The organism is Sulfurovum iocasae (assembly GCF_047716765.1).
GTDB lineage: Bacteria > Campylobacterota > Campylobacteria > Campylobacterales > Sulfurovaceae > Sulfurovum.
On the sequence record NZ_CP180410.1, the window covers coordinates 1,107,553 to 1,121,044 of the forward strand.

Genomic DNA, 13,492 nt, shown 5'->3' on the forward strand with positions numbered 1-13,492 from the left:
GAGAGTATAAAATGAAAAAGATCTATTTAACTGTGCTAATGAGTCTACTGGTGGTTACTTCAGGTTTTGCTGCAGAGCCAAAACTAAGTCCCAAAGAAGCTAAAGCAATTGCCAAAGAAGCCTATATCTATGGCTTGCCTATGGTACTGAACTACAAAACGATGTATAGCTATGTCGTGGATAAAAACTCACCTGAGTATAAAGGAGAGTTTAATTATCTGGGATGTGAAGCCAGAGTATTTACCCCTGAAGATAAAGCCATCGTTACTCCAAATTCCGATACACCTTACTGTATGGTATGGGGAGACATGAGAACAGAACCGTTGGTATTGACTATTCCGGAGATAGAAAAAGAGAGATTTTACGAAATTCAACTTGTTGATCTGTTTACTCATAACTTCGCGTATGTCAGCACTATCGCGACAGGTAATGTTCCAGGCAAATACCTTATAACAGGACCTGACTGGAAAGGTAAAGTACCAAAGGGAATTAAAGAGGTTATTCCTTGTGAAACACAATTTATTTTTGCTGTATTTCGTACTCAGCTGTTTAGTCCGGATGATCTGAAAAATGTCAGAGTGATTCAAGATGCTTATCGTCTTGAGCCATTAAGTGCTTATCTGGGAATCAAAGCTCCTGCTGCTCCATCTACAATTGATTTTCCAAAATGGAAAGAAGGTGAACAGTTTACTGCAGTGGCATTCAACTATATTGATTTTATGCTGACACTTGTTGAAATACCTCAAGAAGAGCAAGCTCTTATGAAAAGATTTGTAAAGATCGGATTGGGTACGCAAGATACATTTGATATCAACAGATTCTCTCCCCAAATACAAAAAGCCATCGAAGAAGGTGTGAAAGAAGGGTTTTCCGAGATAGAAGCATACCTCGCCAAAAATGCAAATGATCCACTAATGAGTGCTAAAATCTTTGGAACAAGAACATTTTTAAACAAGAGTGCCAAAGAAAACTATGGACTAGCTACCTTGTTTCTCCCGCGTGCTGCCGCTGCACATATGGGTCTATATGGAAACTCAGGCGATGAAGCTATCTATCCTACCTATTTGGTAGATGCACAAGGTGCTCCATTTGATGCCTCACAGAACAAATATACATTGACATTTAAAAAAGGTGAGTTTCCGCCGGTAAAAGCGTTCTGGTCTCTCACGATGTATGATGGTAAGACGCAATTACTAATCGACAATCCTCTAAAAAGATATCTGCTTAACTCACCCATGATGGATCAATTTGTTTTTTCAAAGGATGGTTCTTTAACACTTTATATTCAAAAAGAGTCACCGGGTAAAAAACTGGAGTCAAACTGGCTACCCGCTCCTGATGGACCTTTTTATGCCGTGATGAGACTTTATGGTCCAGAAAAAGAGGCACTTGAAGGTAAATGGGTTAATCCACCTCTTGTAAAAGGATCTAAAAATTAATCAAGCAATTAAAAAGGATATCAAATGAATATACAGTATAAAATACATCGTACAACTATTGTAGCTACCGCCTTAGTTTTAGGTTCACTAACTTTTAGTAATGTTGCTATCGCAGATGAAGTAGTGCCTGAGACCACGGTATCGGCGCAAAAAATGGATAAAATAACCGACTGGCGCGAGGACTACGCTTACACTCTCGGAGTGCAGGCGTATGTCTTCGGCTTCCCCTATGTGTATCTGCCAAGCCTGCGGTGGGACTGGGTCACCCAGCCCAAACCAGAAGGCAATCTTACGCCGTATGCACCGCTCAACCACTTTTCCCATATGCTCAAACTGGGTGATGCTTCTTATCGCGGTGGCGGTGCACCTAATCAGGACACGCTCTATTCCATGGCTTGGGTCAATGTCAGCAAGGAGCCTTTCATTTTGTCTCACCCGGATATGGGAAACCGCTATTTTGCGTTTGAGCTGGCCTCTATTGACTCGGATAACTTCGCTTATGTAGGGAAGCGCACTACCGGTGAAAAAGCCGGTAGTTTTGCAATCGTTGGACCTGATTGGAAAGGGACGTTGCCTGCCGGTGTGAAACGACTGTCGGCCTCGCGCACCCCCACAGTCGTGATCTTTGGCCGGACGCTTGTTGACGGGAAGGCGGATGTTCCGGTGGTGAACGCGCTACAGGAGCAGTTCACGCTGATCCCGCTCAGCTTATGGGGTAAGAAGGACGCCAAGCTACCAGAGAGCCGAGACGTTTGGAAACCCTTCGATCCGAGTACCGATCCGCTTGCCGAATGGAAGACCATGAACCGGGCGATGACAGAAAATCCACCCGAAGCGCGTCTTGCAAAATTAGTCGAATTGTTTGGCAAGATCGGGGTAGGTCCCGGTCAGGATATCGATAAACTGGACGATGCTACCAAGCGTGGACTGGCACGTGCCGCAGTCGATGGCCGCAAGTTGCTAAATCAAGTGATTCTCTCGGGTAAGCTCGGAAAGCAAGTCAACAACTGGAACATTCCACCCAAGATCTTTGGGCGCGCAGGACTGGCTGACGATTTTCTATTGCGTGGTTCCGTGCAATGCTTGGGCGGTATCATAGCCAATGATCCCGAAGAAGCGGTTTACTACAACACTGCCCTAGATGGATCTGGACAACCCTTCGATGGTGCGAAGCAATATAGTATTCATTTCACTCCAAACCAACTTCCTATAGTTCATGCCTTTTGGTCCCTTACCTTATATGACCCGACCTATAATTTCACTCCCAACGCAATCGATCGTTACGCGATAGGCGATCGAGACAAAGATTTGAAAAAAGATGCTGATGGTGGTCTAACAATCTACATTCAAAACACATCACCAGGGAAGGAGAAGGAATCTAACTGGCTGCCTAGCACAACGAGCGGAGCGTTCCTTTTAGTCTTGCGAACATACATGCCGGGTGAAGAGATCGTGGAACAGAAGTGGGCACCTCCAGCCGTAACAAATACCAATAAAAAGGGTAAAAATGATTTATAAGATTATTATTTCTGTCATATTGATAAGTACAGCTTTTCTTTTTGCAAAAGACAACAGTTTATCGTCACAAATACCAGAGATAAAACCAGGTATTTTACAGGGGTATTTGGATTCCAAAACGCTTCCAAATTCCCTAAACTTGATTCCAATAGCACCCATACAAGGCAGTGCAGCTCAGAAGTTTGATGATGCTGTCAGTCAAAAGTATTTTGTATTGCAGGGAACATCTCGATGGGAAATGGCAAAAAGAGATGCTGATCTAAGTTTTCCCAACGCAGCACAAATCTTTTCCTGTGCTTTAGGTCTGCCTGTCAATGAAAAGCAGACACCGCATCTTTATCTGCTGTTACGGCGAACATTGGCTGATGCAGGCTTGGCAACATATACAGCAAAAAATCATTATCAGCGCGTCCGACCTTTTATGCTAAACAGAAAGCCGATCTGTACACCCGAAGACAGAGAAGGTCTGAAAAAAGATGGTTCTCACCCCTCCGGACATACAGCTATAGGTTGGGCATGGGCATTGATCCTTGCTGAGATCGCACCAGGACATGCTGATGCGATATTGGCTAGAGGCAGGGCTTTTGGTGAAAGTAGGATCATATGTAATGTGCACTGGCACAGTGATGTGGTAGAAGGACGTTTTGTGGGTGCTTCTGTTGTCGCAAAACTCCATGCAGATCCTCAATTCTTATCTGATCTTGAAATGGCCAAAAAAGAGCTTGCATCATTGTATGCAAAAGGGGCTAAAGCAACCAATGATTGTAAGTTTGAGAGTGATGTATTGGCTATGCCTAAAGAAAAATAACCAAATAAAAAGGAAGACACTATGAAAAAAACAGCTTTTTCTCTCATGACTATACTGGCATTGAGTCATTTAACTTATGCAGGAGGTGACATTGTACCTGTGGTAGAACCGATAGTGGAAACTGAAGAGAGCAAGTGGGAGTTCCGTTTGAGCCCTTATGCATGGCTTGCAGGTTTTGAAGGTGATGTTGCGAGTATTCCCGGTGCAAGTGTAATACCTATAGATATCTCTGCCAGTGATGCATTTGATGATACCGAAGCCAGTTTAATGGCTATGTTTGAAGGAAAAAAGAACGGCAAAGGTTTCTTTGTTGATTTTTTCTATAGTGATATGCAATCGAGTACACCGTTAATTGAAGAAATTAACCTGGGTCTGGATTCTACGAGTAAAACAACTATTTTCTCAGGAGCATATTTACACGAAATTTACAATCAGGATCAGAGTGTAGTGGATGTATTGGTAGGAGCACGCTATTGGGAGATAGATACACATCTTGCGTTTAGCGGAGGATTTGGTATCTTGGCAGGACAAACAATAGATCATATAGAATCATGGGTAGATCCTCTCATCGGTATCAAAGGACGGACGGCTCTTGGAGATACAGACTTTTATGCTGCGGGTGGAGTAGCCATAGGTGGATTTGGTGTTGGTTCGGACTTCTTTTGTGATGTGACTGCCACTCTTGGTTACCAATGGAGTAAATCGATCGGTACATCGGTAGGTTACCGTTACTATGATCTGGACTATGAAGATGATGGATTTGTTTATGATGTAAGCCAGCAGGGATGGATATTTGGTTTGACCTGGGCTTTTTAAATTATAAATAAATAGGGTCAAAAAAGAGTTACTTTTGGTAATATAGAAAGAATGCTTTATATCTTACTCTTCCTAATCTGTGTTAGGTTCTGACGAGCAGAAGCACTAAAAATTATATACAAGGAATGGAGAGGTATTATGCAGAATCTTTTACGAATCATGTTGATGACAGCATTGTTGTCTCTGGTTGGCACACAATGGTCAGCAGGGGCTGAAGAGAAGAATAGTCAGATGATACTTACTGTAAACCCGGAAGTCCTAAAAAGCAAGATCAAGGAAGTTGAGACAATAAGTCTCGATGATGAATCTAAAAAAGATCTTACAGGGCTTTACCATAAGGCATTGGCAAATATAGAGAAGGCACGATTCTATGCGACAGATGCAGAATCCTTTTCAGAAGCCCAAAAAACTGCACCAGCGGAAACGGAGAAATTGCTCAATGCTCTTAAAGAAAAAGAAAAGGTTTTACCTGAAAAGATCTTGAAGGTTTTAGAGAAGACGACACTGTCGGAACTCGAACAACAAGAACAAAAAGAAAAGGCTGATCTGTCTGCTGTAGAGGCAAAGCTATCTGATCTCAATAATCGACTTGTGATTCAGAGCAGAAGGCCTAGCATTGCTAGAGAGAGATTGATTGTGCTGAAGAGACGACTCGAAACCAGCATTACAAAGCGTAAGTCAGCAGCACCGGAAGGGGAACCGGCTGTGATGATACAGGCACGAAATTGGATACAGGAGACGCAGACATTTGCACTCAGTTCTGAAATCAAGATGCTGGGCCGGGAACTGTTGAGCTACCAGAAACGGATGGAAGTGCTTAATGCAAAACAAGATGTCACAGAAAGCAACGTCAAATATATCACGACACGAGTACGGCTAATAGAGGACTTGCTGAGTAAACGCCGGCTTGCAGAAGTCGAGCAGGTACAGCAGCAAGTTAAGACTACAAAAGAAGAGTCCAGGGATAAACATTCTTTGGTGCGTAAACTGGCAGAGCAGAACGTTGCACTGGGGAAGGAACTCAAGACGAGTACCCTTGATCTCGAGCGTGCCTCTGCCGAAGACGATCAGAGGCGTGCCAGTGCCAAGCGTATTGGTGAGGAGCTGAGTAGCATCAAGCAAAAACTTGAGATTGCCGGAATGAGCCAGGCACTTGGGGGGATATTGATACAGCAGCATCGATTACTGCCCAAGCTGCCTGCCATGCGAAGTGAAACCAGCCAATTGAAACAACTCATTGCCAGCTCTGGCTTACGGCAGGTTCAGTACACAGAGGAGCATCGGCGTCTACGTGACATCGAGGCCTATCTTACAGACTTCATGCAGGATATGCCTCAAAAAGAGGTTGATAGGATCTACACGGAACTTAAAGAGCTCGCACTTAGACGACAAGGACTGCTGAACAAGGCCATTGCCACCGAAGCCTCCTATCTGAGTGCTCTGGGAGAACTCGATCTCGCTCAACGGCAGCTTATCAACGTGGTGGAAGCATACGATAATTTCCTAGGTAAACATCTACTGTGGATTCGCAGTACCGAACCGGTCAGTCTCTCTCTATTCAAAAACCTATCACAGGAAATCGAACTGATGCTGTCTCCTTCCAAATGGATGGAGGTTGGCAACGTCCTGTTAGGACAGCTCAAGGCCAAACCACTAGTTACCATTCTAGTCCTTATTCTTGTCTTTCTCGCATTAATGAGACGGTATTTTCTACGTGCTGCGGTGGCTACAGGCGAAAAAATAGGGCACATACGTACCGATAGCTTTGGCTACACCATCCAGGCATTGGTATGGACAGCCTTTGCCTCGGCGCCTTTGCCGCTTTTATTTCTAGTCACTGGCTGGCAGCTGTCGTTGGTTCCTGAAGCTACTGAGTTTTCAAACGCGGTGGCGGCAGGTTTGCTACGCATCTCACGTGCATTCTTCGCCCTGATGTACTTAGCTGATTTGGCCATTCCTGGAGGTCTCGTGGTGAAGCATTTTAAGTGGCCTGCCAATACTGCTGCCAAACTGCATCGTGAGTTAAGATTGTTGATGGTATTAATCATGCCTACTACGTTCATAACCATTCATAGTATTACTTTGGATAAGGTCGGACTCACTATGTTGAGCCTATTGTTTACCATCGGTTCCGTAGGACTTTTTATTTTTCGTACATTTACACCACGTGGTGGTGTACTCGCAAATTTCTTCGTAGAAAATTCTACTAATCTTCTCGTACGCCTTCGATCCGTATGGGGAAGCCTTCTGATCGTGTACATAATCAGTCTAGTAGTGCTGGTGCTTCTTGGCTATATCTATACTGGTATCACATTGACTCACAACTTGATCAACACGATCTTGATGATCTACCCTTTGGTACTGCTTCACGGACTGCTCGCACGATGGCTACTGCTGGTGGGTCTCAGGTTGAAATTTCAGGCTATTCTAGCACGCCGAGAGGAAGTACGTATGGCAAAAGAAACCATGGAGAAATCCAGGGAAAGTGCCTCCGACAGGAACGAATATACTTTAAAAATAGATGAACCAGAGATCGATCTCACTGCTCTGGATTCAAAAAGCCGAAAGCTACTTAACACTGCCATCCTGTTTGCCGGAGTCATCGGCCTATGGTTCATCTGGTCACCCATACTCCCTGCCTTTAGCATCCTGGATGATATATCGCTCTGGAACAGCGTAGTGATCGTCGATGGAGTGGAAACAGTGGTACCCATAACGCTGACAAACTTGCTTCTCGCCATCATCGTGGGTATCATTACTACCGTCTCAGCACGAGGATTACCAGCCTTGCTGGAGTTCATGCTACTTCAGAGCGCTGAGATTACGGTAGGCGGACGTTACACTGCTACCACGTTACTTCGCTATGTGATTGTTGGTATTGGTACTGTATTATTTTTTGATATCCTTGGCGGAAAATGGTCGCAGATTCAATGGCTTGTTGCTGCCCTTGGTGTGGGTATCGGCTTTGGTCTGCAGGAGATCGTAGCCAACTTTATCAGTGGTCTGATCATATTATTCGAGCGACCTATTCGGGTGGGAGATACCGTGACCGTGGGTACCACTACTGGTGTGGTAACCCGCATTATGATCCGCGCCACCACTATCACCACCTGGGACCGTCAGGAACTGTTGGTCCCCAATAAGGAGTTCATCACAGCCCGGCTGCTTAACTGGACATTGTCTGACCCCATTATCAGGATTGTGATTCCAGTGGGCATTGCCTATGGGAGCGATGTACCCAAAGCGATGGAGCTTTTGAAAGAAGCTGCCAATGAACACAATAGTGTGCTTGATTCCCCGGTACCATCTGTGACCTTCGAGAGTTTTGACGATAATGCGCTCAAGCTTTATTTACGGGCATTTCTTCCTTCGGTAGACAACCGTGTAGAGGTCGTTACAGACCTGCATGGAGCCATTAACCACAAGTTTAATGAAGCAGGTATTGCTATTGCCTTTCCTCAGCGTGATGTGCATTTTGATACGAGTAAACCGATCGATATTCGCGTGCATAGTGAAAAAGACAAGGAAAGGTCTTAAAAAAGTGTAACTTGAAATCTTATAGTAGTGTCGTCACGGGTCTGACAAAGAAAATATATAACTTTATAAGGTTTTCCTTGATAGACTTCTTAAAGTTCATATCCCTTAAATATCTAAATACATACATTTTACAAAAACTATGGGCAGGAGTGCATTATCACTCTCTCCTTCCTTTAGAATCATATTCTTAACTTTATCGACTCAACCAATAAATAAGACTTGGAATGTTTTCAAAACCAAAGTAGAAATGATTTTTGCTATATCGACTTCCATCTCTTCGCACATAAGTCACTCTAAATATATCCATCATATCAACATAAGTGTTCAACCCATAGGCACTGTCGCTCTGGTAGAAGGACCCTTCCATATTTCCAAAGAAACTTGCACCCACTCCTATCTTCAGGAAATCATCATACTCTTTATAGACACTTAGATCTCCACGTATAAAATCAGTCTGATTTAAAATAGAAACATAAGACGCTTTTCCTTCAACTCCATTGATGATATCATCGTTTTTCATGTGATAAAGCGCATAATATCCAAAGCTCAGTCCACCGTTTTTCATATCTGAAGCAATTTCTCCGGGTAACATCCTTAATGTAGTACGGTAGCCTTCTTTACCTTTATCCTGCGGTACATTAAGTGGTAAAAACTCAAATCCTCTTTTCTCTTTCAGGAAAGAAGTTGATGACCAGGCCGCTACAGCAGTTTCTGTACCAAAAGAACCTTTTTTTCCTGCCTCTGTCCGATCATTTTCCAATAGCGCAATACGTGCAATAATATATCTTAAAGGTCTTTTATACCAATTCTCAATATCTTCCTGTGCATATCTTATGTAAGAATGTTCACTCTCTTCGAGATACTTCATATCAAGTTTTGAGAGGAAGGCTTTAAATTCATCATTATCATAACGTGTGGCATCAGGTTTATTCAAATTAAATGCATTGTAAATAGCAGAGAAACGATCCGTTGTTTTTGGTTTGGCATTATAAAACTCTGTATTTAAAAATAACGTGTATGCAGCCAATGCTTCAGGGTTTTTATCTAGTCCTAAGACTGTCTTTAAATAATTCATAAGTTCTATTTGAGTCTTTGCGTAACGATGCTCTCTTAGGTATGTAGCTGAAACATGGTAAATAGCATCATAGACACCGACATAATAGTCATACTTCCGGAAGTTAATATCTAAAAATGCACCAAAATGTCCTAGAAATTTTCCTGCGATAGGGTGATAGCGGGATGAAAGGACCAAGGTTTTATCAGAAGTACCTCTAAAATTATCATTGATGGCCTGATAGAGTTTCATGGATAGCATGATGTCAAAACTGATAAAAAGAGGCATAATGTTTGGAGTAATGAAACCAACAGGCAACTCTTCTTTTTCATCTTTTTTTACCTGAACGATCTCTTTTCTCATCTTAGACGGATCCATAAAGAAATAATATTCAGCATTGTCATCAAGTTCAATGGCAAGATCAAGAGGGACATTGTCATATAAACCACCGTCCACGAAGTAATTAGAATAGTCTTTCTCTTTATATCTATAATCCAATTTTACCTGCTGAAAAGCGGTAGGAAGGGCACTCGAAGCCAAGAGTAGATTGATGAGTTTATTTCTGTCTTTTTCTATACCGGGTATGGAAATATAGAAGGTTGTACTAGGTGGCATTGATCTGTTTTCAACGATTCCCTGTCCATTTTTTTCTCTAAATGTAAGAGGCACTGAAAAGTTTTGATTTTTCACCTCGACACCAGAGACCATCTCAACGATCGGGGTGGTCTTTGTGACAGTCACACCCAAAGGCATTTCACAATTCTTTTTAAAGATAGGCTGTTTAAGGTGCTCAATGATCTTCACACCTTTTTTTCTTAAACCATCTTGCGTAAAGAGTGCACTTTTATTGCTGGGATCTTTATCCAAAACGGCAAGGTCTTGAATCCCAAGTTTAACCCATGTTTCATAAAAGAGATTGTCTTCAACAGTGTTTCTTAAAGGAACAGAATCTTCTTGACACCAGTACATTGCAGTAAGTAAAGCATTGATGGAACCTGAGGAGGCACCTGTTACAGAAAGCAATTGGGGATCTACAACTTTACTTGTTGCTTTTTCCCTCTTCAGCATATTGATCAATGCCCAGTTGTATCCTGATTCATATGCCCCAAGGCTGGCACCACCTGAGATGACCATAGAAGCCTTAACATTTACACGTTCTGCATGAAGGATAAGAGTGAGTAGAGAAGAAATAATCAAGAGTTTCAAAAATTGATTCATGGGATATACCTTCTGTGTAGAGTCTGTTATATATTTTAACATAAAGTCTATAATGTCCCGTATCTGAAAAGGGTATATTCTTTACAGCACTTACATCAGTTGTTTTGGACCTGTATCGGCCAAAATATGGTATGATAACAGTAGGCCAAGAAGCTATGATTGAACTTCAAAAGAACCTGAAAGTAAAATCTGAATAGGTCATAATATCGCATAGAAATAAACGCTTCCTCCTGACTTTAATTATTAATTTAGTAACCTTATAAAATATATTAGATTATAAGGTTTTATATAAAATTGACACTCATTTGAAAAAGTTATATACTATAGAGTATTAACTTAAGAAGGTAATATGAAGAGTAGGATAGCATGTACACAGGAGCAGAGATGAAATTGAAGATGATCCGATGTTTTGGCAAAGTTGGTCCTATTCAGGCAATAGTTCTGCTGTTATTCCTCTTACTTGCTGGATGTACGATTTCTCCTGCTCCCCAGATCGAATCAATGGATTACCGCGCCCGTGCTGAAACCCAGATCGATAGGGGTGTTCAAGTCTCCGCTGTAGTATTGAGCCCTGAAGAGACAAAGAAGAGCTTTGAAATACCGCTTGCAAAAAAAGGAGTTCAGCCCATCTGGCTGGAGATAGAGAACACTGAAGACAAAGAGCTCTACTTAATGCTACTGAGCATCGATCCGGACTATTTCTCGCCATCGGAGGTTGCCTGGATGTTCCGCTCATACGGCGAGAGCAACCTGGATGACGAGGAGGGCCTGAAGGAAAAAGGCAGCCTTGGCGACAAGATAGACATGTTTATGGACAGACATATACCGATTGTTGTGCTACCGCGCAGCACAGTTTCGGGCTATGTCTACACGAATCTTGACCCGGGCCGCAAGGCTTTTGAAGTTACGCTTTTTGGAGATAACGAGGCGCGGCGGTTTGAGTTTGTCCAGCTTGTACCAGGTTTTAAGGCGGACTTCATGCGCGTGGACTTCGATCGACTATACACAAAAAATGAGCTTCAGGACCTTGATCTTGAAGGACTGCGTCATTACCTCGAAACACTACCGTGCTGTGTATTGGGTGGTGATAAAGAAACAGCGGGCGATCCTCTCAATCTTGTGATTGTCGGTGATGGTACACATGTACTTGCGACCTTGGCGCGCCGGGGTTGGGATCTCACTGAGACGATGCATGGCGCTAGCATGTTGAATACAGCTATTTCGTCTGTATTCGGATCGAAATACCGAACATCTCCCGTCTCTCCTCTCTATCTCTTTGATCGACCGCAGGACATTGCACTGCAGAAGTCCCGAAGTACCGTAGACGAACGCAACCATCTGCGGCTTTGGCGTGCACCAGTGACCCTGAATGGGAAGAAGGTCTTTGTGGGTCAGATCAGTCGCGACATAGGCATTAAATTTTCCAGCAAGACTATCATTACACACAAGATAGATCCTGTAGTAGATGAAGCACGCCTGTACATTACCATGGATATTGCAGCCTCCCAGACCTTACGGGCGGTAGGTTACGTTAAGGGTGTCGGTTACTCTGACCGCAAAGCACCTCGGTTCAACTACACTGAGGATCCTTTTTATACTGACGGCTTGAGGGTAGTACTCATCCTTGGTGAAGATCGACTTTCTCTCGATAGCATTAAGGACTTGCCATGGGAACGAGCAACGGAGAGAAAACAAAATAAAGAAGATATAAAATAAGACTGAATAGACTTTTGCCCTAGACAGTTATCAGGATGTCAATCTTTTTACAGGGTAATATTTCATTAATTACAACCTTTCTGATGAAGGGTATTTGATAACTTGCTACTTTTCCTCATCATATAAATAAATTTTGTTTGAAAACCTTATAAAATATATAAGATTATAAGGTTTAAATAAAGTGCTAGAAACAATGATTATTAATGCACAAAAATTTTTATTCAATCCTCTATCTTGTAGTATATGTATATTTTAGAGTATACTAATAAATGGTACACATTAAAAGGAAAGAAGAATGAAAAAAATACTATTTATATCTCTAATTGCTACTCTTGCGTTTGCTACAGTAACACCAACTGCAGTAACAATGAAAAACTATGTTGTTGCTGAAAGCGACTGGTACTTTGATGGAGTTCAAAAGAAAGTTGGTGTTAATGTTTGGATGCATAATGACCCAGTATCCAAGGATAATCAGCAAGTCATTCGTTCAAACCGTGACGTTGTATACTCTATTGTTATCGTAGATGTTAGTAAAGGTGCTACATTCACGGTTCCCAAGTCTAATGAGTTTCAAGCCATCCATATTATTGATGAAGCACATCTATTTCATCAAGTGGTTTTAAGTGGTCAATCATTACATGTTACTGCTAATGACATTGAAGGTGAATATGTATATTTATTAGCTCGTACCCGTGATAATGGTGATCTTGCAGATACAAAAGCCCGACAAAAGGCACTACATTTTGAAGCAAAAGCCAACCGTCCATACAAAGCAAAAGGTTTTAATGCTGATGATGTAGTAGCCTTTCGAGAAGAGCTAGTACGTCAAGTAAATACAGGAGAACAGCCCATTGCTGGTCATAATGCCTTTGGTAAAACAATGGCTGATGTTGATCCTCATAACTACTTATATGCAGCAGCATATGGTTGGGGAGGCTTACCAATGACAACAGCACAATATGTTGCTCTGCAAGTAACATCAGATGAATGTCAAACTTGGACTGTAGAGAAACCAGGATTGGATTGGAAAAACAATGGTTATATGTCTGCTACATTTTATGGTGCTGATGGTTGGATTCATGTAGACGACTTTTACATTCCACATACTGAAATGAAAGATAATGGTGATACTTTTTCATTCACTACTAATTGTCAAAAAGGTGCTGGTAATGCAACTGTTGAAAAAGGTGGCAACTTCCTTATACGTATGTACTTACCAATTGATGCATGGAAAGTGAAAAAAATTGCTGATAAAATGTTTAGTGTTAAAGGTGTGTCTACTCCTAAATAAATATCGTATGGGGAAAGAGCACTTGGCAGAATACTAAAATTCTCCTCGTTCACATTCGTCTTTCTTGAGAATGTATATGAGAGATACAAAAATAA

8 protein-coding genes are annotated in these 13,492 nt (G+C 42.1%); 7 read left to right on the forward strand and 1 reads right to left on the reverse strand.

Annotation, left to right across the window (positions count from 1 at the left end; genetic code table 11):
• Positions 1–11: 11 nt before the first annotated feature.
• The 5 genes from ACLHDG_RS05365 (at position 12) to ACLHDG_RS05385 (ending at position 8,118) form a co-directional block, all read left to right on the forward strand.
• Positions 12–1,439 (forward strand): DUF1254 domain-containing protein, encoded by a 1,428-nt coding sequence (locus ACLHDG_RS05365; RefSeq protein WP_415407962.1) that lies wholly within the window; start codon positions 12–14, stop codon positions 1,437–1,439.
• A 24-nt stretch (positions 1,440–1,463) separates the two neighbouring features.
• A complete protein-coding gene (locus tag ACLHDG_RS05370) occupies positions 1,464–2,957 on the forward strand; it encodes a DUF1254 domain-containing protein (RefSeq protein WP_415407963.1) in 1,494 nt (497 codons plus the stop codon).
• On the forward strand, positions 2,947–3,765 hold the full coding sequence (locus tag ACLHDG_RS05375) for an acid phosphatase (RefSeq protein ID WP_415407964.1): 819 nt from the start codon (positions 2,947–2,949) through the stop codon (positions 3,763–3,765). The genes ACLHDG_RS05370 and ACLHDG_RS05375 overlap by 11 nt, the downstream gene beginning before the upstream one ends.
• A 21-nt stretch (positions 3,766–3,786) precedes the next feature.
• Positions 3,787–4,581, forward strand: coding sequence for a hypothetical protein (locus ACLHDG_RS05380; RefSeq protein WP_415407965.1), 795 nt, complete (start codon positions 3,787–3,789; stop codon positions 4,579–4,581).
• Positions 4,582–4,719: 138 nt separating this feature from the next.
• On the forward strand, positions 4,720–8,118 hold the full coding sequence (locus ACLHDG_RS05385; protein ID WP_415407966.1) for a mechanosensitive ion channel domain-containing protein: 3,399 nt from the start codon (positions 4,720–4,722) through the stop codon (positions 8,116–8,118).
• Positions 8,119–8,311: 193 nt separating this feature from the next.
• Here the strand turns inward: ACLHDG_RS05385 and ACLHDG_RS05390 are convergent, their stop codons facing one another.
• Entirely contained in the window at positions 8,312–10,390 is a 2,079-nt protein-coding gene (locus tag ACLHDG_RS05390) for a patatin-like phospholipase family protein (RefSeq protein ID WP_415407967.1), read from the reverse strand.
• Between the two features lie 978 nt (positions 10,391–11,368).
• Here ACLHDG_RS05390 and ACLHDG_RS05395 point away from each other — a divergent pair.
• Complete coding sequence (locus ACLHDG_RS05395; protein WP_415406913.1) at positions 11,369–12,106, forward strand: LssY C-terminal domain-containing protein; 738 nt, start codon at positions 11,369–11,371, stop codon at positions 12,104–12,106.
• Positions 12,107–12,401: 295 nt separating this feature from the next.
• Complete coding sequence (locus ACLHDG_RS05400; protein WP_415407968.1) at positions 12,402–13,397, forward strand: hypothetical protein; 996 nt, start codon at positions 12,402–12,404, stop codon at positions 13,395–13,397.
• The last annotated feature ends 95 nt before the right edge of the window (positions 13,398–13,492 follow it).

What these genes read in the sequence shown, in the direction of transcription:
- ACLHDG_RS05365 (WP_415407962.1), top strand. Translation starts at nt 12, where the DNA reads ATGAAAAAGATCTATTTAACTGTGCTAATGAGTCTACTGGTGGTTACT.
- ACLHDG_RS05380 (WP_415407965.1), top strand. Translation starts at nt 3,787, where the DNA reads ATGAAAAAAACAGCTTTTTCTCTCATGACTATACTGGCATTGAGTCAT.
- ACLHDG_RS05390 (WP_415407967.1), bottom strand. Translation starts at nt 10,390, where the DNA reads ATGAATCAATTTTTGAAACTCTTGATTATTTCTTCTCTACTCACTCTT.
- ACLHDG_RS05375 (WP_415407964.1), top strand. Translation starts at nt 2,947, where the DNA reads ATGATTTATAAGATTATTATTTCTGTCATATTGATAAGTACAGCTTTT.
- ACLHDG_RS05395 (WP_415406913.1), top strand. Translation starts at nt 11,369, where the DNA reads ATGCGCGTGGACTTCGATCGACTATACACAAAAAATGAGCTTCAGGAC.
- ACLHDG_RS05385 (WP_415407966.1), top strand. Translation starts at nt 4,720, where the DNA reads ATGCAGAATCTTTTACGAATCATGTTGATGACAGCATTGTTGTCTCTG.
- ACLHDG_RS05400 (WP_415407968.1), top strand. Translation starts at nt 12,402, where the DNA reads ATGAAAAAAATACTATTTATATCTCTAATTGCTACTCTTGCGTTTGCT.
- ACLHDG_RS05370 (WP_415407963.1), top strand. Translation starts at nt 1,464, where the DNA reads ATGAATATACAGTATAAAATACATCGTACAACTATTGTAGCTACCGCC.